The sequence below is a fragment of the Treponema sp. UBA6852 genome (assembly GCA_002449305.1).
Taxonomy (GTDB): Bacteria; Spirochaetota; Spirochaetia; order Treponematales; family Treponemataceae; genus Treponema_D.
Genome location: DKDI01000015.1, coordinates 1 through 20455 on the forward strand (window position 1 = coordinate 1; position 20455 = coordinate 20455).

A 20455-nucleotide genomic window follows, 5' to 3' on the forward strand; every position below is an offset into this window, starting at 1 on the left:
TTCGTTGACTTTTTATGGGAGAACTAATGGCTTATTTAATCTTTCATTACAAAATGGAACTTAACTATGGATGTTTTTATCCTGCTGCAGAACATCCAGGAGATTATTTATCAGCTAGAGTTTTAGCTGCTTACGATGATGGTAAAATAATTGCTTATGATCGAAACTGTCTAAATGAAAAATTTAATGAAAGAACCATCTGTGAAAATATATCTGTAACAAATCAAATTGATAAAATTATAAAAGACAATAAATGGAAAATCCGTTTTATTCCAAGAAATCTTGGCTTTTGGGCATTTGAAGGATCAAGTGAATACCTTCCAAAAGCTCCAAAATCAGTGCCTTATCATCAAAATTATCAAATACATGCATCAATGTCTTTGAACCTTCATACGGATAACGCAGTTCGGAATCTGCAAGCAGCCTATCCGATGTCGGAGTTCTCTTCAAAAACAGCTCATCACCGCAAACATCACCTATAAGATTCCCCTTAAAATATACAAGATATCCGCCCATCATAGATTTTATGACAATATCGCCTGCTTCAGAAAAACAGTCGCGGACATATTCATTAAACTCATTCATCATGATTATCTCTCCATATAAAACTCAACCTGCTCTCCAAGCGGTCCGTAACAGAAAGCCATGCCATCATCATCAGTAAGAAGGGCCATATGTCGAATTGCACCAAGGCAGTGAGTTCCATCAGCATTAGTAAAAATCTCAAGCAGACCGTTTCCGGTATCAATCATCATACCTTCAGCCCACTCGCGTATAACTTTCAAACCAAGAAGCTCAATATAAAATTCGCGGACCTTGGCAAGTTCTTCTGCTGTTCCGCATTTCATTGAAATATGATGTATACCTTTAATCATTCTTTTTTTTCCACTTAAAATTCATTTCTTTGCAACGACTGCAGGCATCTTCAAAGCCAAGCTTTTTATAGAGCGGATATCCCATAGGAGCAGCCTTGAGTTCGAGGAAATCAAGATTCTCAAGTTTGCCAAAATCCATAATCTGCTTGATAACATTGCCGGCAATTCTCTGGCGACGTCTTTCCGGAACCGTATAAACATTCATAATATTTCCGGTACGCCCATGAGGAAATCTCGGATTCGCAGGTCTTTCCTGAATCAGCAAAAAAGCAATTGAAATGATTTTTCCATCTTCCTCCGCTGCAAAAACATAGCAATCGCGGTTCAGATGATTTTTAAGATATTCCTGAAGCTGTGCCTGGATTGTCTATTCCATTTCCGGAGTCTGAGGACCAATGTCTTCGCGGATAAATTCCATGCGGCATCTTATAATTTCATCAAGTTCATTCAACTCTGCTTTTTTGTAATCAATCATTTTTTGCCTCTTGATTTATTATAGCAGAGATTTATACATAAGGCACTGTATAAATTATTCCCGATTACCTGAAAATCAGTTGCTGAGTATCTTTTACAAGCTTAACAAAAGCTTTTACTGATTTATCTTCAGTATGCTCAAAATTAAGTATAAAACCTTCAGTTCGCAGCTTATACCTTTCAAGTTCTATTTTTTCGTATTCTGTTTTAACCGGAACAATTGTATTTGTCTGAGCTTTGTTTCTTAGCTCTACCAAATTGAGAGCAACAAACTTTGAATATCTTTTAAGATACTTTTTTGCTTCAGGTGACAAACTTGGATTGTATTTTAACGGCTTGTTCTTTTTAAGAGCTTTTCCAAAACCTTCCCAAACCTTGATTATTTGGTCAGCTTCTGACTTGAACAACTTATAATCCATATCTCCTGGCAAAATAGTTCTAATAAACTCTTCAGCAAGACTTAACTGTGCTAATATAGCCAAATCATCCTCCGTATAAAACTCCGCGTTCAGCGGCGATGCACGAGGCATCGAATCGCAGTTTTGCCAACGGCAAAATCTGCAGTGATAAAAATTACATGGATGTAATTTTTATCACACCTCCTTTATCGTATAACGACCGGCAATTTATCTTTTACAGATATTTTTAAAGGTAAAGTATCATTTATGATACGCTCGGATTGACTAACAAGACTTGAAGTTTTTTCCAGGAGTGCTGGATTTTCGATATAACATTTCTGCCTGAATATTGCAGAAATAATACTCAATGCCTTTTGCTTTAAGTTCTCATTTTCGATTGCGTCTTGGGTTTCATCCACTGCTTTGTTATAACCATCTGACATAATTTGTTCATTATAAGAGTCTAAATCGCTTTTATAATTTGAATAGGCAGAACTAAGAGCTTCTAATATTTCTGTTTTAGCATCTTTAAAAAACAATATATAATCAAGAAAAGCCTGTAACTCTTCAATAAACTTAGATAAGCTTTCATTAAGGTTTGATACTTTAAATCTATAAACTTGATCTTCCTGATTTCTGATATTAGAAAGTAATTCTTCTAAAGTTCCTGTCATTTCATTTATTTCATCATCAGAAACTGAAATCTTATTTTCGTAATATAGATCTTTCAATACTTTTATTGCAACTTTAGTATTCTCACCTAATACCATAAAGATACCATAGTTTACTTTCAATAATGCAGCGGGTTCAATTTGTCTGTATTCATTAAAGAATATTCGAATAATATCCGGGAAATGATTTTTTTCATAATCTTTTTGTTCATAAGAATCGAGTACATAATCATAATAAGTCTTCGAACTTATAAGGATCTCCAGTAGATAGCTGATTCTTTCTAAACCAGTGTAACCACTTAATTCGTGTAATTGAAAATTATCTAACATAATCAATCGCTCCTTATAAAACTCCGCGTTCAGAGGCGGTGCAGGAAGCACCTCCTTTTATTGAGGGTTTATTACAAAACCCTCAAAACGGCGAAGTCAAGGCTTTAAGCGTGAGCGTGCCTTGACTCGACGTATTTCTTCCTACTAAGTTCCAGGCTTCTTGCAATTCTTTTTCGACGATCATCCTTTTCTTTTTTATACAGTGGAAATTCGTCTTCTAAAATCCCGTTTTCAATTTTTTGAGCAAGCTTCCAGAGTTTTTCTATCTGTTGTACGACTGCATCCTTTTCCGGAGTCCGTTTAACTTCGAGAATTTCATCATAATATTCATTAGGCGGAGCACCAAAAATATGAGGTCCGGTAATAAGCTTTTTGCCAAACCGTATGCTCTCCTCACTGTATATACGATCGTCATAGGGATCTTTTAATCGGTCTGGAAGGGAATCTATCTCTTCCTGATTTTCCCTATAGAACTCAAGGAGTTTAGGTACTACAGAAAGTTCCTTACCGTAGACTATGTCTTTCCGCTCTCCTTTACATTTTTTCCCTTTATATTTCTCTCTGGGAAGAAGTATTTTTCGGTATAGACCATTGTCATAGACTCGTATTATAGATTCTCCACCTTCTACTAACCCCTTACTCCGCCGTTCATAGATGACTTCAGAAAAATCTTGCAAAATATTTTCGATTTTTCCTTGCTTCACTGCAGCCACTCTTTCTCTTCGCGCTTCATTGACAATTTTTTCATTACATTCCGCACAGCAGCGTTTATTTTCACCAAATGCTTCGTTTTCTTCTTCAGCGGTCCAAACGCACCAGGTTGAATAACCATAGTCTGTGTATTCTTTTCCACAGAAGCAGCATTTTCCTGTTTCCGTAATATGACCTAGTCTATCGTATTCTTCTTTAGTCATGATGTCACCTCTTATATTTCCAATACAAAAAAGCAGGGCTTATACCAATTTGCCCAGGCTGAAATTCTCCACAGTCTGCACTTCTCTAAGCCCTGCAATTTTTTAATCAATACATTCATCACAACAGCTGTTTATCTGTCTTTAAAAATACTTTTCTGCCTGCTTTAAACCATCAGCTAAATACTCTTCTTCAATACTGTGATGCCCCTTTATTAAAATGCTGTTTTTATAAAAATCTTCTTTATATTGGAATAATTTATCAAATGAATCTTTGAAATGAAATAATTCATCGTCCTTTGCAAAAATGCCAAAACTTCTTCTTTTTTGTTCTTCTGGAATGTCTTTATATTTTTCCATTTCACGAAAGTCTGCCAATACTTTATCTGAAAGAATTATGGGATTACCAGTTGACCGGTCTCTAAGTTTTGGAATCTCAATAGAAGGATATAAACACGGATTTATTACAAGTTTGTCTATTATCTCTTCATATTGAAGAACATAAAAAGCTCCAAGGGAGGCTCCAATTAACAAATCAACTTTTTCACTCTTACAATAGTCCCTGATAAGACACTGAGTTTTTTTTACATCAGTGTGCAAATCTGGAAAAGGTATTGAATGAATGTTCCATTTTGTGAGAGTCTTTTTTAGCGTTTCAAAAGTTCCGCCCTTTGGATTTCCCATAAAGCCGTGAATGTACAAAGCGTTTTTCTTCATAATTATTCCTCTATATAATCGCGTAATGATCCCCGACGAGGATTTCTTAATTTTTCAAATGCTCTTTTTTCTATTTCTGCTATCCAGGCAGGAGTTATTTTGTTCATCAACTGTTCATGTTCTTCTGGAGTCATGTCAAATATTTCTTCCGGCGTATTACTCATCCACAATATCTGCAAAGGCTCAAGATTGATTTGTTCCATAAGCTTACCTGAAATCCATATTTGAAAGGGGTCGGTATAGACATTTTTATTGCTTCTTATTTCAAATTTTGCAAAATAGCCCATTTGCTTCATATCATCTGTTTTGAGGTAGATGCTATTTTGCCCGATAAAACTTGTTGACTTTTTATTAGAAAGAATCATTTTTCCACGGTGATGATTCTGCCTGAAACTTACCCTAATAAATGCCTTCTCAAAATTTTCAGCTAAAACCGTGGTAAAATATTTCAGGTCATGAAGATAGGCCAAATCATACTGCTGGTCATGACGAATTAGCCCAAGGTTATCAAAGCACTTGTCTGTAAACAAAAACAGCTTCTCACCATTCAGCAGGGAACAATAGACTTTATCCTCGCTGTTGATTTTTCCTGAGCTGCCTTCATGGTCAACAAGGCTTTCAAATTCTTCCGTAATATTCACTTCCCGGATTTCAAAAGAATATTTGCCTATGTTTTTTGTTTCCAGAAACCACAGGGTTTCGCTAAGAACTTCAGAAAGGAAATCCTTAAAGAGTTCATTTTTCTTTTGCCTGTCCTCAACCGGATAAACCTTATCCTGTAAAAGGTTTTCCGAATTAGAAAAATCTAAAGAAGTATTAGAATCTGACATAATTTTTACCCCCTATATAATAAATACAAGAAAGGTGTTTTTTTTAAGTAAAATTCTTTAAAAATAACAATTTTTTAATGTTTACTTTTTACTATGCCATAAATTCCAATAGCATAAATCAAAAGTAGAATTCCGTTGATAATTACATAAGGTGCAACTTTTACAGCCGTAAAAGCAAACACAAGATTGCAGATTAAAAAAAGGACAAAAAAGATTGACGACAAAGCCGTTATGTTTATTCCTCCAGTTCTTCCTTTGGTTGAAATTCCCAAAATTCCTGTCAGAGTAAGTGCAGAAGTGATTCCAGCCCCACTGCATAAAAGCCAGACAAAGGACTCACTTGAATTTGCAGCGTAAAAACCATATCCGATTAATGCTGCAATAAGTACAGAAGCTACAGTCAAAAAAATATTACATTTCATTTTCTTTCTCCTAAAATTAGATTACATCTGTGGTGGCACTGGAGGCACTGGCGGAACCGTGCCCGCAAACAGACCTGCAAGCTCTGAAATACTTCCCGCTGCCTGCCAGTTTGCCATTCCACTTTTCCAGACAAGACTCTCTTTTGTAAACTGACCATTCGCCGCCATTGTTGATAAGACCGAAACAGTATAAGGACCGGTTGCAGTTCCATTAACTGCTACATGATAACTTTCATTTCCCGGAACCGGAGGTACATTATTAGCCTGTGGCGGCACCTGCTGATTCATTCCGTTCATCATGCCGCCAACCATACCAGCCATGTTCTGCCCGATTGCGCTTCCCATTGCCATTCCTGCCATCATTCCTGCCGGGTTCATTCCCCCGCCATTTCCAAGATTGATTCCCATGGCACCATTTGCGCCCATTTGTCCGAATGCCTTTGCCCCTTCAACGCCGACTTCTGCCTGTTTTTCAAGCTGGAACGCAGAAAGATTTGCGCTTTCATTCTGAAGTCTTTGAGCCTGAGCCATACCCTCACGCTGAATGCGTAAGGTTTCTTCCATGTTGGTAAGGTTTGCATTTGTCTGCCGCTGTATTGTCTGTGTTGTTACATCCTGAGTAACGGCTTTAAGCTGATTGTAACCATCAGAAGTTTTATCAATATCGATATCCTCTATATCTACTGAACTTACAGTTACACCAAACTCATTCTGTAAACGTTTTTTCAGAGATTCTTCAACTACATCGTTAATTTCTGTAAGCTTACGCTCAAGCTGAATTACTGGAATTCCTTTCTCTGAAGGAATATTTGCTACTACACTTTTTACATATTTTGTTACAGCTGATTGTATCTGAGATTTAAAATCTTCCAGGTCAAAATGTATCAGGCGTCGCTGTTTGATGAATTCTTTATAGTCTGTAATTTTAAAACGAATATCACCGCGAACAGCTACGGGAACTGAATAATCAAGAAAACGGGGATCTGCAACATCAAAAAATGGAACGGCAAATCTTGTCTGAATCAGCCCTGCAAGATTTATAAAGTAAATTTCTGCCTGAAAAGGACTTACTCCGCCAAAAGCCGCACCAACGATACTTGAAAGAATCGGGAAGTTTCCGGTTTTTATTGTCTGATCAAAAGGACCTTCTATAAAATCCTGATTTCCATTTTCTCCCGGATAAACAAAAACCGCAACTTCACCGTCTTTTACCCTAAGGCTTGAACCATAACGGATTGCATTTTCTTTCTTAGTGGTGTTTACCTCTTCTCCAGCCGGCCGCCATTTCCAGATTAAATATTCTTTTTCATCACAGCGGATTACATCAATCAATCCGCCTTCGTTTTTTTTATTGAATAAGCCCATTAAATTGTCTCCTATTCCATTTTTTTAACTCCCACACTGCGAGAGAACTTTCACTTGAAACACTTTCATTCGTACGAAAATCCTCTATCACTTTTTCATAGTCATCTTTTGTTATGATTTCTTTCGTCCAACTATCAGTTTTTCCAATTTTTGATAGATTAATTCTATCAACAGGTAATTCTGGAGGTTCTTCAATAAATCCTGCACACCAATAGTATTTACACATCATGTTAAAATATTTTTGTACAGTAGAAAAATTAAATGCATAAGAGCCATCTGCAAAAAACTCTTTTTTTTCACATATAAAATTATGGACTTTTAATAAATTTTCATGATGAACATTTGAATTTACTTTATTTTCTTTATAATTTTCTAAGATTTCTTCTGTGTGCTTAAATAAGTCATATTTAAATTCATTCTTTTTCCCATCTGAAATATTGTTTTTAAAAAGTTTCTGACCTTCATTCCTTTGTTGAACGGCAGCTTCCCAAGAAAGCATAAAGAATTCTGATTTAAGAAATAACTCTTTTTGATTTTGAATATTTGTTTCTATCATAAAACACCACCTAGTCAATTGCACACCCAAATAAATAACAGCCAAGAATAATAGCAACCCCAAAAGAAATACATATGCCTATTATAGCTCCTTTTGTTTCATTACTTGCGTTATACCAGAGACTGTTTCGTTTTCTTTCCCATTTTCTATTCTTTCTTTCCTGTTCTTTCTGCTTCTTCCTGTTTATAATGGCTCGTTCTTCAATGATTTTTTTATAATTTTCATACAATTCATTTAAAGCACTGTCCCATTTTTTTGTTTCACCAAAAATCGGATCATCTGCTTTCAGCATCATGTAGACTTTGCTTTTAATTTCATCAAATTTACTTGAAAAAGAACTTACACGCATCTGGTCTGCACCATTCTGCATGTCCTGCTTTAAGATTGATGCAACCATAAGCATAAAATTTCCGAGAGCTTCTCTTTCGTTCGGGATTGGAAATGAAGCAACAAAATCACGCTCTTCTTTTCCTTCGTACTCTATAAGTCCTTCCTGAAAATCTTTTGAGATTTTGCTTACGTTTATTCCTGATAATTCATGACCATTGGGGCATGTTAGTGCAAAGGCAGATACTTCAGCTCCGCAGACAGGACATTTTCTTTTAACTCCTACAAATACTTCCTTTCTTTTTGTATCATCCCCAACATTCTCATTTGTTCCAGGGATTGGCGGAGTCTGTGTTCCAGAAACCGGAGCTCCGCATGTATCACAAAACTTTGCATCATCATTTAACTGCTTACCGCAGTTTGTACAAAACTTCATTTTTCCACCTCAATTTTTAAAAAATTACTTCTTTTTTCCAAACATACCAAAGCCTTTAGAAATGCCGGCAAACGACTGTTTCATTTGATCTGCAAGCTGATTTTTCATTTCATTCATAGGCTCGGCCATTGTATCTTTTACCATACCTCCCATTTCTGAAAAGGCTTCTTTTACAGGAGCTGCAATGTCTTCTTTAATCTGTTCTGTTGCAGTGAGCTGCCCGTTTGCTTTTCTGTTTTCATAATCTTCTTTTTTTTCAGCTGCAGCTTCTTCTGCAAGTGCCTTGCATTTTGCCGAGCAGTAATGTTTGGTCGAAAGACTTACAACGCGCTTTACAATTCCAAAACCCATCTGTTCAATAAATCCGCCGTTCATATCATTTTTGATATAAGCCCCGCACCAGTCACAATAAATATCTCCTGTCTGAGATGTTTTCATTTTGTTTAAGAAACCCATAATTCACCTTCCAATGTTTTGTTTTTTTTCGTTTCCGTACGCACGCAGTTATTCTACTCCATCGCTTCAAAATTCCTTTGGGACTCTTTCCTAAAATTCTTGGGAAAATTTCCCAAACAAAAACGGGACTTTTGATGTATACTTGGCGCATGAGCAAAAGTTTTGCTTTAACATTGAAGCATGTTTTTAAAATTGAATTACTCATCATCTATGTGGCAATAATCAATTTTGGATTTTCCATTTATTTTAAGACGTACTCAAACAAAAAGATTTCTGAACTGGATTCTCAAATGCTCAAAATCCAGCTGGAAGAAAACAGCGGCAATTTTAATTCTGATGATTTGATAGAAAAACTCACTTACGATTACGCGCCTTTTACTTATTTTGATGAAGAATTAAAAATTGAACTTTCAGAGATTATTGAACTTCTGGAAACAAATCAGAGCACAATTGAGCCGATAATCACTTTTCAAAACAACATGCACCAGACGCAGAACCGCCTGAACCTTGGCTACGACACGCTTTTGTACTGCTCTCTCATCCTCATTATGATTGCAGTTTTTCTGATTGTAGAAAAATCATTTAAAAACAGAATAGACCTTCACCGTCTTAAAGTGATGAACGAAGAACAGTCTAAAATCAGCCGCAATCTTCACGACGGTGTTGCTCAGGATCTTGCGGCGCTTAAGCTTTATCTTGAAAAAGAAGATATTTCAAAATCAAAGTTTTATGCCCAGCAGGCTTTTAACGAAGTGCGCTATATGATTGGAACCACTCACCTGAACCTGAACGAAAGCTTTGAAGAAATTGTAAAAAAACTGGCGGCAACGCTTGAAGCAAACTACAACATTTCAACAAAGGTCTACATCGGTTCAACAAAAATTCAGCATTTAAGCGAAAATGTTCAGATTGAACTTATCCGGATCCTGCAGGAAGCTCTTTCCAACATCAGCCGCCATGCAAACGCGGGCAATGTGGAAATCCGTTTTGTAGACGGCATCGACGACTTCCGCTTTATCATAAAGGACGACGGCAAGGGATTTTCGGAAGAAGAAGTTGAACTTAAAAACAAGCAGAGCGCAAAAAAGCATTACGGCGTTTCTAATATAAAAGAGCGCGTGGAACTTTTGGGCGGCACTGTCAATTTTATAAGCGAGGGAGGAACAACAATTGCAATCACAATTAAAGATTCTGTTCGTTGATGATCATGTGGGCTTACGCGACGGCATGACGCAGATGCTTAAAAATAAAGATTCCTCTTTTGATTTTGTGTGCGCAAGTGATTATGAAAGCGCACTGGAAACCTTAAAGGAAAACCGCGGCATCAAAATTGTTATTCTTGATTTGAACCTGGACGGCAGAAGCGGACTTGAATTGATTCCCGAACTCAAAAAGCTTTCTCCCGGCATTTCTATTTTGATTTACACAATGTTCAACGATGTGATTCATGTTGAAAATTCACTCTTGAACGGAGTTCAGGGCTACATTACAAAAGACGCAACAATTGATGAACTTGCATCTGCAATCACAACTGTTGCAAACGGGAACTCATATTACAACAAAGCCGCAACTGAACTGATGCAGTCGCTTCTTGTAAAACATGGGTGTGAACACGACATCACAAATGATTTGAGCTACCTTTTTGATAACTACAAATCACTTTCCAAAAAAGAGCGTGAAGTTTTTATTCTTCTTTCGCAGGATATGCACGTTGCAGACATTGCCAAAAAACTCGGCAAATCAGAAAAAACTGTCATCAATCAGCGAACCGAAGTCTATTCAAAACTTGATATAAAAGACAGACACGACCTTCTTGAAAAAGCAAAACTTCTGGGGCTTATAGTATGAGCGGCAACTTAATAAACAGCAGGTTGCCGGACAAAAACTGGACACCGCGCAGAATAATTTTTACAGTTCTCTTTACCGCCGTTTCAATCGGAATAAATTATCTCGGTTCTTTTCTGGCAGGATTAATTGCTTTTCCTCTTTATCTTGATTCAGTAATGACCATTGCGGTAACTGCTTTGTGCGGACTTGTACCGGGCTTAATCTGCGCCTTTGGTTCAAATCTGCTTTTGTTCATTTTTGCACACACGGGAATCTTCTTTTCTGCATGTCATCTTTCTACCGCTTTAATAGCCTGGCTGATTTTCCGCTCAGAAAGAAAAAAATATCCTAACGAAAAACTTCTTTCTGCAGACAGCTTTATGTGGGCTGGATTTTTAGCCGCAATCAGCAATTCAATTATCGGCGACACAATTTCAACTTTTGTTTACGGCGCAAACACATCAATTCCGCAGGTTGATAACGCCGTTCAGGGAATCTACGTCGTAATCAGAAGCCTGCCGGTTGCAGCATACATAGGCGGCACAATCACAAACTTTGTAGATAAACTTGTATGTGCTACGATTTGCCTTTTTATTTACCGCTTCGTTAAGAAAGTTTTTTCGGACTTACCATCATTCTAAAACATAACAGATTAGTTTTCCTCTGTCGCAGTAACTTTATTCCAGAAGCCCTCTTTGTTATGCTAAAATGTTTTCAAAAGGAAACACTATGGCAAGTATTTTGATTCGTGCGGAGGGTACAAGCCCGACTGCAATACCTTTAGAGAACAGCGGGAACAGATTGTCCGCGAATCACTGTGCGAAGATTACGATGTAGGCTGCGGCTATGAATCTACTGGCATCAACTATCAGCTCTATATTGACGGAGTAAAAGAACTTCGCGAACTGAACATGGAAGCCAACTGCGGCTTTGAAGTGGCTCACCCGGAAGAAAGAAAATCCGGCTGCAATATGATTTAAGGAAAGGACACACAAATGGTAAAACACATAATCTTATGGACATTAAAAGAAATGAGCGATTCTGAAAAGGAATCTGTAAAAGCCGGAATACGGCGAAGTCAAGGCACGCTAACGCTTAAAGCCTTGACTTCGCCGTTTTGAGGGTTTGTACTGCCCCCTCAATCAAAGAAGGTCTGGAAGGCCTCAAAGGAAAAATACCGGGACTTGTAGACATCAAGGTAAACACAAACGGCTTTTGACGAAAAAAACAAATTCGACATGACAATCAGGGACTTTATTCAAAAACGGAATTTCAGAATCGAAGAAATTGAAAATGCTTTGTTTGAAGCAACCGGAAAATACCTAGGACAAAAAGAAGACTCAGAAAAATAACGGAAAAAAAAACGCATAATACAGGGCAAATGCATTATAAATAATTTAAGTAAAGTTTGCGCGAAGGAACGGTTTCTGGGGCAAAAACACTCTGATTGTTGCGGCCGCGTGAGCGGGTAATTCTATAGTTACTTTGCAACAATCAGAGTGTAGCACATTATTGCGCGATTTTGAACCAGAAAATCGTGTCTGGGAGCCAGTTTTATGCTGAATACATTTATAATGCGTTTGCCCTGGCACATAATAAATATAAAATTGCAATTTTCCTTGAATGCAATTATAATTTTAATATATTAAAAAATTATAGGAGGCATCTCATGATTGCAGTCAAGGCTTATTATGACGGAAAATCTTTTGTTCCTCTTGGAAATATTACTTTTAAATTAAAACAGTCGGCTATAGTTGTTGTGGATGAAGAAAATGATTCTGATGAAAAATCTGTTTCATGCCGCGGACTTGCTGCTATCTATGCGAATCCGTCGTTGGTTCACATTGAACAGGAAACAGCTTCTTCTGCTTTTTCTGGAAAATAAAAATGACTCTCATAGATACAAATGTTATTCTCCGCTATCTTTTGGATGATATTCCAGAACAGGCGGACAAAGCAGAATCTGTTATAAAGCAAGGTTCTTTTACTTTGCCAGAAATTATTGCCGAAGTTGTGTATGTGCTGACCAAGCTTTATAAAGTTCCTAGAAATGAAATAAAATCAATAGTTGCTCCTATTTTCAATGAAGTTGAAATTCAGAATAAGGAAATTATTGTTAATGCGCTTTCTGTTTTTTCTGAAACAGCATTTGATTTTGTTGATTGCATTATAATTTCGAGAAAAAAAATTCTTAATGAAACTGTTTTTACGTTTGATAAAAAACTTTCCGCAAAATTAAAATAACTCCTTCCATTTTTCCATAGCATTAAAATTGCAATTTTCCTTGAATGCAATTATAATTTAATTGGTTTATAATTTTGAATTTTTGAGAGGTTTGTATGCCGTTTAAACTTATAGGAATTTTATTTTTAGTTGTGCTTGTTGCTCTTCTTACAGGATTCAATCTTTCTAACAAGTGCTCAATTTGGTTTTTTCATAGCTTTGAAAATATTCCGGTTTTTGCAGCATTGCTTTCCGCTTTTTTGGCTGGCGTTGTAATTACGCTTCCGTTCACATTTGGAAAAAAAAGAAAAGCTGATTCCATTCCTGAATCAAATAAAAAAGAAAAAAAATCCGGGCAGAAAGTTCAGCAAGAAGAAGCTCCTTTGCAGCAACCGCAGGAAAACGCTGAATGAAAAAATTATTGCTTGCATTTTGCGCCTGTGTTGCTTCCGCTTCTATTTTTGCGCAGAATAAAAAATCCGCGGAAATCATAAAAAAGGAAGCTCTAAAGCAGGAAACTGTTCTTGACTCAATTGACTATTTAAAGCGCAACCTTGACTTTGCCGATACTGCCGCGGACACTCGTTCTCTTCTATATTATACTGGAACTTTGCAGGAGCAGCTTGGTCTTTATACTGATGCCGGAAATTCCTACGCAAAGGCAGCCGGCATTGCGGCGCACGATGCTTCAAATATGCCAAAGGTTACTTCTGAGCAGCTTGTGCTTAATGCGGTGCGGGCAAATCTTTGTGCTGGCAACTGGGAAACTGCCGACTCTTACTTGAACAGCGCAGTAAGAAATTCCAAGAACGAAACAGTTTCCGCTACTGTCAAGCTTTATTCTGTTTGGAGCGAACTTTGCAAGGCATCTTCTGTTCCCGGCGCAGACATTTCCGATTCCGTGGAACTTTTAAAAGCATACAGTTCAATGCAGTCCATGAAAAGCGTAAAGACTCAGGTTTTGTTTACTTTATGGCATTTGACTTCAGCAAGAGTATATGCGGAAGAATTGAACCGTGAATTTCCTTTAAGCCCGGAAGCCTCTGTTGCAAATGGAAAAAGCCAGATAATGCGCGTTCCGTTCTGGTATTTTGTGCCAAAAGAAAATTCCGCTTCATCTTCACAAAAACTCTACAATGAAAATTCAGAATCACAAAAGAAAGAAGTTTCTTCTGCTCAGCCTGAAATTTCTTTGTCGCAAAAGCATTCAGGAAAAAAACAGCAGCTTGGTCTTTTTAAGAAAAAAGAAAATGCCGATGACTGCATAAGAAATGCAAAGCAAAAAGGCTTCGACGCATACTGCTACACAGAAACCCGCTCCAGTGGAACAACATATTTCATCGTTGCCGTGGACGAAAACGCCAGCATGACAATGGGTCAGAAACTAAAAAACGCCGGCATAGATTGTTATACGATTGAATAGTTTCTTATTAGAAAGTTGAATAAAAAAAGCCGCCAAGCGTTTTAGTTCTTAGCGGCAGTTTTTGCAATATTTTGGCTTAAAGCCCTTTTACAAACTCTTTTTTGAGGAAGTCAAGGTCAAGCTCTGGATAAAGAACGTGCTTTGAAAGAAGCTCCTGAACTTCTTTTTCTGCTTTTGCCTGAATAGATTCATCAAGCTCTATTTTTCCCTTTGCAGGCTTTCCGTCTTTTGTAAGTCCTGGCTTTGTTCCCTTTAGAACAAGGTCGATAATTTCCGCTACTTTCTTCATGTCGTTTTCATTCATTCCCAAAGTTGTAAGCCCCGGAGTTCCAATGCGGATTCCAGAAGTCCACCAGGCGCCGTTCTTGTCATAAGGAAGGGCATTTGCGTTTGCTGTAACACCGCATTTGAAAAGTGCCGCTTCCGCCTGTTTTCCTGTAAGGCCGTAAGTTGTAACGTCAACGAGCATAAGGTGGTTGTCTGTTCCGCCTGTCTGAAGCTTCATTCCTTTTTCAATGCAGGCAGCGGCAAGAGCCTGTGCGTTTTTTACAACATTCTGCGCGTAAGCCTGATATGCAGGAGTTTTTGCTTCTTTGAAAGCCACAGCCTTTGCCGCGACAATGTGATTTAGAGGTCCGCCTAGAACCATAGGGCAGCCTTTGTTCACGTAGTCTGTGAATTCCTTCTTGCAAAGAATGAGCGCGCCACGTGGTCCGCGTAAAGTCTTGTGTGTTGTAGTTGTAACAACGTCAGCCCATTTTACAGGATCATAGTCGCCTGTGAAAACTTTTCCTGCAACAAGACCTGCAAAGTGCGCCATGTCCACCATAAGAACTGCTCCGCATTTGTCTGCAATTTCACGGAATTTCTTAAAGTTGATTTTTCTTGGATACGCGCTGAATCCTGTAAGAAGAATAAGAGGCTTTACTTCCATCGCCTGCTTTTCTATTGCGTCATAGTCCAAAAGTCCTGTTTCCTTGTCAACTCCGTAAGGGTGGCTTTCAAACATACGGGCTGAAACATTCATCTTGTATCCGTGGGTAAGGTGTCCGCCGCATGAATAGTCAAGCCCCATAAGACGCTGGTTGCCGAATCTTTTGCGAAGAATGTCGAACTGCTCGGCATTAAGATCCCCAAGGGATTTTACGCCCATTTCCTCAAGAGTCGGAGTTTCAATTGTCTTTGAAAGAATTGCCCAGTAAGCAACAAGATTCGCATCGCATCCTGCATGGGGCTGAACATAAGCGTAGTCTGCTCCAAAAAGCTCGGCTGCTTCTTTTGCGGCAGTTTTTTCAACTGAATCGATGTTTTCGCATCCGCCGTAGTAACGGTGTTCCGGGAATCCTTCTGCATATTTGTCTGTTAAAAGGTTTCCCATTGCGGCCTGAACATTGAGCGAGCAGTAGTTTTCACTTGCCACAAGCTTTAAGTGCCGGCGCTGGGTTGCAAGCTCCTTTACAATGTCTTCTGCAATTTCCGGGGCTACATCAGAAACAAGCTGAAGATTCGCAACATAGGAAGTCATGGCAGGATTCAACTTTCCGCCGCATTCCTTTACATAGTTTTCAAGTGGAGTAGGCATTGGACTCACCTCGCTTTATAAAATTTGGTCTGTTTAACTTTTAGCATTCTAGTTGAATCTAGCTCTTTCCGCAAGTAAGCTGAATTTTTGAAACACAGGCAGGCTTTCTAGGCTTTAGCACAAGGCGCACCAGTCTGCACCGTTACGCTTTATATGCAATGAACAAGGTATGTATGGATTATAAAATTAAGCTGATTTTTATGTGGAATTAACTTAAAAACAAAACAAAATTAAGTTAAAATTAAAGTGAAATTAAGTTAAAATTAAAACAAAATAAACTTAAAAACAAAACGAAATCAACTTAAAATTAAAGTAAAATTAAGTTAAAAACAAAGCAGAATTAAGTTGATTTAAGAATGAAATTAAGTTGATTTTGCACTAGTATTAACTTAAAAATTGTCTGTTTTTAACTTTATTTTAAGGACGCTAAAGCATTAAGCGCGGTCTTCACAAGGCAGTAGATGGACTGTAGAAAGCTTGGTATTAGAACAGTGTTGCTGATAAAAAGAGCTGCCTTGCTAATTTTTAATTGTAAAAGACAGCTCTTTTTTTTAACTCGACATTCGACCTATAAAACTTTTGTTAAAACGCAAGCAGATTGTTTTTCTTGACACCATAAAATTTGTATGGTAGCTTTAAAAAATTATACGGGGGTGGTAAAAAATGAAAACCTTAAAAAAATGTTTTAGCGTGGCTGGCGACCGTAAAAGCAGGCTGTCTTTTGCGACTTTTGTTATCTGCGGAATTATACTGCTTGCTGTTCCCTTGCAGATTTCATGCTCTGACTCAGGAGACGACAGTGGAGATTCAATTGTTGAGGGGGGGGCGGATACTGACATAAACAATTCCGATGGCTCTGTCAAAACTGCCTTGGAAGAGGGCGTTACGTATAAAAATGTTGACAAGCTTATGATTGCTGTTCCAGGAAAGGAATTTTCTATTCTTGCAACGGAAGTTACACAGGAGCTTTACGAGTCTGTAATGGGCAAGAATCCTAGCGGCTTCAAAGGAGAAAAAAATCTTCCTGTGGAAACTGTGAGCTGGTATGACGCAGTTTATTTTTGCAACAAATTAAGTAAGATTTGCGGTTTGACTCCAGTCTATGATGTTGATGGCGAAACTGATGTAGAAAAATGGAACTATGTTCCTAATAAAGGAAATAAAATAACAAAAACTGTAACTCAAGATGAAAATGCCAACGGCTACCGCCTGCCTACAGTAGAAGAATGGCAGTATGCGGCAAAAGGCAGTCAGGAATTCACGTACAGCGGCAGCGGCGAGCTGGACGAAGTGGGCTGGTATGTTGTCAACAGCGGAAACAAGACACACTCTGTAGCACAGAAAGATCCTAACGGCTACGTTCTTTACGACATGAGCGGCAATGTGGAGGAGTGGTGCTGGGGTTCCGACAGCAACGGCAAACGCTATTACTGCGGCGGCAGTTGGTACAACGACGCCTACTACTGCGCGGTGGGCAATCGGTGCGACTACAACGCCTATAGCACCTACGACTACCTGGGCTTCCGCATTGTCCGCTCTACAGGCAAGTAATAGCGAGCTGCGGCTGTGTAGTGCCGGTGCAGCGCAGGCGGTAAGCCGTAGCGGAACAGGTACGTAGCAGATGCAGCGAGCAGGTACTGTTGTAAAAAAAAATAGATTCCCGCAACGAGTGCGGGAATGACATATAACCCAGAGCAGGAATGACATACAAACAAGCACGGGAATGGCACATGGGTAAGCGCAGAGTGGAATCATAGAACTTGTTAGATATACCTTGAATGTCCCATCTTTATCTTTTCATTGCAAACATCAAAAAAAAATATTATAATTTCGCTTTATAAAAAAAAAGCACAAGTCTGTGTGTTGATAGAGGTTACGATGAAAGCTATTGAACTTGAAAAATCCTACAATCCAAAAGATTTTGAAGATAGAATTTATGCTGAATGGGTTCAGACAGGATGCTTTAAGCCTGCGTCCGACAAGGATTCTCCGGTGCATGAATGTTACTTGGGTAAGTCTAAAAAATCTTCTGTTTCAAAGTATACAGTCGTAATTCCTCCGCCAAACGTTACAGGCGTTCTTCACATGGGGCATGGACTTAACAATACGCTTCAGGATATTGTTGTGCGCTACCACAGAATGAAAGGAGATGACACTCTTTGGATTCCTGGAACCGACCATGCAGGAATTGCCACTCAGAATGTTGTTGAAAAGCAGCTTAAAAAAGAAGGAAAGACCCGCAATGACCTTGGTCGTGAAAAATTTCTTGAGCGCACTTGGCAGGTAAAAGAAGATCATCACAACACTATTGTTAAGCAGCAGCGCAAGCTCGGAAATTCCGTGGACTGGAACCGCGAGCGTTTTACAATGGATGAAGGTCTTTCTAAGGCTGTTCGCAATGTCTTTGTAACTCTTTATGAGCGCGGACTTATCTATAAAGGACATTATCTTGTAAACTGGTGTCCTCGCTGCGGAACGGCTCTTGCTGATGATGAAGTTGAACACACAGACACAGACGGCTTCATGTATCACATTTATTATGAATTTGAAGATGGCTCTGGAAAAATTGAAATTGCCACAACCCGCCCGGAAACTTTGCTTGGCGATACTGCGGTTGCTGTAAATCCGGAAGATGAGCGTTACAAGTCTGTCGTTGGAAAAAAACTTAAGCTTCCGCTTACTGACCGTGTAATAAGCTTGATTGCAGATTCTTATGTTGACAAGGAATTCGGAACTGGAATGGTAAAAATCACTCCGGCGCACGATCCTAACGACTGGGAAGTTGGAAAAAGAAACAATCTTGAAGTTATAAACATTTTAAATCCAGACGGAACTTTAAACAATAATTGTCCTGAAAAATACCGCGGCTTAAAATGTCCTGAAGCTCGCAAACTTATTATAGAAGATTTAAAGGAACTTGGACTTTACAAGGGCGAGGAAAAAATCAAGCATTCAGTTGGCCATTGCTACAGATGTTCAACTGTTGTAGAGCCGTATTTAAGCGACCAGTGGTTTGTAAAAATGAAGCCTCTTGCAGACAAAGCTCTTGCCGCCTGGAAGAACGAAGAATTTGTTTTTTATCCGCGCAAATGGGAAAACACATTCTCTCACTGGATGGAAAATATCCGCGACTGGTGCATAAGCCGTCAGCTTTGGTGGGGACACAGAATTCCTGTATGGTACTGCGACTGCGGAGAAACTATCGTTAGCCGCGCTGATCCTGAAAAATGCCCTAAATGCGGCGCAGATGCTTCTCATTTAAAGCAAGATCCTGATGTTCTTGACACTTGGTTCTCTTCCTGGCTTTGGCCGTTCTCAACTCTTGGCTGGCCTGAAAAAACTTCCGACCTTGAGCATTTCTATCCGACTACAGCTCTTGTTACAGCCTACGATATTATTTTCTTCTGGGTAAGCCGCATGATTATGGCTGGCCTTGAATTTACAGGAAAGTCTCCGTTCCATGACATTTATATTCACGGACTTGTTCGCGACAAGCAGGGCAGGAAGATGTCTAAGTCTCTTGGAAACGGAATCGACCCGCTTGAAATTATTGACCTTTACGGTGCGGATGCTCTTAAATTCACTTTGAGCTATATGTGCGCGCAAGGCCAGGATGTTCTTGTAGATAAGGATTCATTCAAAATGGGAAGCCGTTTCTGCAACAAAGTATGGAACGCAAGCCGCTATATTCTTGGAAATCTTGAAGGCAGGACTCTTATTCCTGTTGCTGATTCAGACCTTAACGAGCTTGACAAGTGGATTTATACTTGCCTTGACAATGCTGTAAAAAATGCAAGGGCTGCTTTTGAAAGCTACCGTTACAATGACGGAGCTTCTGCAATCTATGAATATTTCTGGAACGATTTCTGCGACTGGTATGTTGAAGCTACAAAACTTTCGTTTAAAAATGGCGATGACCGCGAAAAAGACCGCGCGGTTTCTGTTTTGCTGAATGTTCTTGAAGAAAGCCTTCGTTTGCTTCATCCGTACATTCCTTTTGTTACAGAAGAAATTTATTCTAAGCTGCCTTTGTCTCAGATTGTAGAAAACCGCAAGAAAGCCGGTAAGCAGAAAATTCTTCCTTCTGAAGAATACACAGGACTTCTTGTTACAGCTCCGTATCCAGAAGAAAAAGCAAGCCGCATGAACAAAGAAATTACAGAGCGATTTGAAACTTTAAAGGAACTCATAAGGACTTTGCGCGGACTTCGTGTTGAATGCGGAATTGATCCTGCAAGCAAACTTCACATTGCTGTAAAAATTTCCAAAGGCTCAAGCGCGGAAGTAATAAAAGAAAAGAACGACATGGTTTGCCTTTTGGCTGGAATCAGCAAGGTTGACTTTGTGGAGTCAAATCCTGAAAAATCAATTGGAGCTGTCGGTACTGGATTCGAAGCGTTCCTTTTGGTTGATGAAAGCGTGAATAAAGAGCAGCTAAGGCAGAAGTTTACACGCGACATTGAATATGAAACAGAAAATGTCCGCAGAAGCACAAACAAGCTGAACGGAAAATTTGCCGAGCACGCTCCAGCCGAAGTTGTTCAGGAAGAAAGAAACCGCATGGAAGAAGCCCAGCGCCGCATAGAAAAGCTTAATTTGTACTTGAATAATTTGTAGCCGGAACTTTTTCAA

General features: G+C 38.8%; 23 protein-coding genes. 9 read left to right on the forward strand and 14 right to left on the reverse strand.

The features are described from left to right. Positions 1-267: 267 nt before the first annotated feature. The 13 genes from B3209_RS03765 to B3209_RS03825 form a co-directional block, all read right to left on the reverse strand. Positions 268-588 (reverse strand): TfoX/Sxy family protein, encoded by a 321-nt coding sequence (locus B3209_RS03765; RefSeq protein WP_349681160.1) that lies wholly within the window; start codon positions 586-588, stop codon positions 268-270. Positions 589-590: 2 nt separating this feature from the next. After that, on the reverse strand, positions 591-875 hold the full coding sequence (locus tag B3209_RS03770) for a VOC family protein (protein WP_296689861.1): 285 nt from the start codon (positions 873-875) through the stop codon (positions 591-593). Continuing rightward, entirely contained in the window at positions 868-1239 is a 372-nt protein-coding gene (locus tag B3209_RS03775) for a GNAT family N-acetyltransferase (RefSeq protein WP_296689918.1), read from the reverse strand. Before B3209_RS03775 ends, B3209_RS03770 begins: the two co-directional genes overlap by 8 nt. A gap of 175 nt (positions 1240-1414) precedes the next feature. Continuing rightward, positions 1415-1831 carry a hypothetical protein gene (locus tag B3209_RS03780; RefSeq protein ID WP_296689863.1) on the reverse strand — a complete coding sequence of 139 codons (417 nt, stop codon included), beginning with the start codon at positions 1829-1831 and terminating at the stop codon, positions 1415-1417. 122 nt (positions 1832-1953) lie between these two features. Continuing rightward, positions 1954-2748: a hypothetical protein gene (locus B3209_RS03785; RefSeq protein WP_296689867.1), complete on the reverse strand. Its 795-nt coding sequence runs from the start codon at positions 2746-2748 to the stop codon at positions 1954-1956. Between the two features lie 104 nt (positions 2749-2852). Further along, complete coding sequence (locus tag B3209_RS03790) at positions 2853-3662, reverse strand: hypothetical protein (RefSeq protein WP_296689870.1); 810 nt, start codon at positions 3660-3662, stop codon at positions 2853-2855. A 141-nt stretch (positions 3663-3803) separates the two neighbouring features. After that, entirely contained in the window at positions 3804-4376 is a 573-nt protein-coding gene (locus B3209_RS03795; protein ID WP_296689873.1) for a YqiA/YcfP family alpha/beta fold hydrolase, read from the reverse strand. Between the two features lie 2 nt (positions 4377-4378). Continuing rightward, positions 4379-5206, reverse strand: a complete 828-nt coding sequence (locus tag B3209_RS03800; protein WP_296689876.1) for a hypothetical protein — start codon at positions 5204-5206, stop codon at positions 4379-4381. A gap of 74 nt (positions 5207-5280) precedes the next feature. Continuing rightward, a complete protein-coding gene (locus B3209_RS03805; protein ID WP_296689877.1) occupies positions 5281-5628 on the reverse strand; it encodes a hypothetical protein in 348 nt (115 codons plus the stop codon). Positions 5629-5649: 21 nt separating this feature from the next. Beyond that, on the reverse strand, positions 5650-6993 hold the full coding sequence (locus tag B3209_RS03810) for an SPFH domain-containing protein (protein ID WP_296689879.1): 1344 nt from the start codon (positions 6991-6993) through the stop codon (positions 5650-5652). After that, positions 6977-7549, reverse strand: coding sequence for a hypothetical protein (locus tag B3209_RS03815; RefSeq protein WP_296689882.1), 573 nt, complete (start codon positions 7547-7549; stop codon positions 6977-6979). Before B3209_RS03815 ends, B3209_RS03810 begins: the two co-directional genes overlap by 17 nt. A gap of 10 nt (positions 7550-7559) precedes the next feature. Further along, positions 7560-8312, reverse strand: coding sequence for a zinc ribbon domain-containing protein (locus tag B3209_RS03820; protein WP_296689887.1), 753 nt, complete (start codon positions 8310-8312; stop codon positions 7560-7562). Positions 8313-8336: 24 nt separating this feature from the next. Beyond that, complete coding sequence (locus tag B3209_RS03825) at positions 8337-8768, reverse strand: hypothetical protein (RefSeq protein WP_276779105.1); 432 nt, start codon at positions 8766-8768, stop codon at positions 8337-8339. 149 nt (positions 8769-8917) lie between these two features. Between B3209_RS03825 and B3209_RS03830 the strand changes: the two genes are divergently transcribed. The 7 genes from B3209_RS03830 (at position 8918) to B3209_RS03860 (ending at position 14241) form a co-directional block, all read left to right on the forward strand. Continuing rightward, a complete protein-coding gene (locus B3209_RS03830; RefSeq protein ID WP_296689894.1) occupies positions 8918-9970 on the forward strand; it encodes a sensor histidine kinase in 1053 nt (350 codons plus the stop codon). After that, entirely contained in the window at positions 9939-10616 is a 678-nt protein-coding gene (locus B3209_RS03835; protein WP_296689897.1) for a response regulator transcription factor, read from the forward strand. Before B3209_RS03830 ends, B3209_RS03835 begins: the two co-directional genes overlap by 32 nt. Further along, the gene (locus B3209_RS03840) at positions 10613-11236 is read left to right on the forward strand and encodes a hypothetical protein (protein ID WP_288583750.1); all 624 of its coding nucleotides are present in this window, start codon (positions 10613-10615) and stop codon (positions 11234-11236) included. The genes B3209_RS03835 and B3209_RS03840 overlap by 4 nt, the downstream gene beginning before the upstream one ends. 1028 nt (positions 11237-12264) lie before the next feature. Next, positions 12265-12480, forward strand: a complete 216-nt coding sequence (locus tag B3209_RS03845) for a hypothetical protein (RefSeq protein WP_276752787.1) — start codon at positions 12265-12267, stop codon at positions 12478-12480. Between the two features lie 2 nt (positions 12481-12482). After that, positions 12483-12839: a PIN domain-containing protein gene (locus tag B3209_RS03850; protein WP_296664484.1), complete on the forward strand. Its 357-nt coding sequence runs from the start codon at positions 12483-12485 to the stop codon at positions 12837-12839. 95 nt (positions 12840-12934) lie between these two features. After that, positions 12935-13231: a hypothetical protein gene (locus tag B3209_RS03855; protein WP_296664486.1), complete on the forward strand. Its 297-nt coding sequence runs from the start codon at positions 12935-12937 to the stop codon at positions 13229-13231. Beyond that, positions 13228-14241, forward strand: coding sequence for an SPOR domain-containing protein (locus B3209_RS03860; protein ID WP_296689901.1), 1014 nt, complete (start codon positions 13228-13230; stop codon positions 14239-14241). The genes B3209_RS03855 and B3209_RS03860 overlap by 4 nt, the downstream gene beginning before the upstream one ends. 76 nt (positions 14242-14317) lie before the next feature. Here B3209_RS03860 and B3209_RS03865 read toward each other — a convergent pair whose 3' ends face one another. Continuing rightward, complete coding sequence (locus tag B3209_RS03865; protein WP_296689903.1) at positions 14318-15823, reverse strand: glycine hydroxymethyltransferase; 1506 nt, start codon at positions 15821-15823, stop codon at positions 14318-14320. 663 nt (positions 15824-16486) lie between these two features. Between B3209_RS03865 and B3209_RS03870 the strand changes: the two genes are divergently transcribed. Continuing rightward, entirely contained in the window at positions 16487-17374 is an 888-nt protein-coding gene (locus B3209_RS03870) for a formylglycine-generating enzyme family protein (protein WP_296689905.1), read from the forward strand. A gap of 327 nt (positions 17375-17701) precedes the next feature. Then, positions 17702-20440 (forward strand): valine--tRNA ligase, encoded by a 2739-nt coding sequence (locus B3209_RS03875; RefSeq protein ID WP_296689907.1) that lies wholly within the window; start codon positions 17702-17704, stop codon positions 20438-20440. Positions 20441-20455 lie beyond the last annotated feature (15 nt).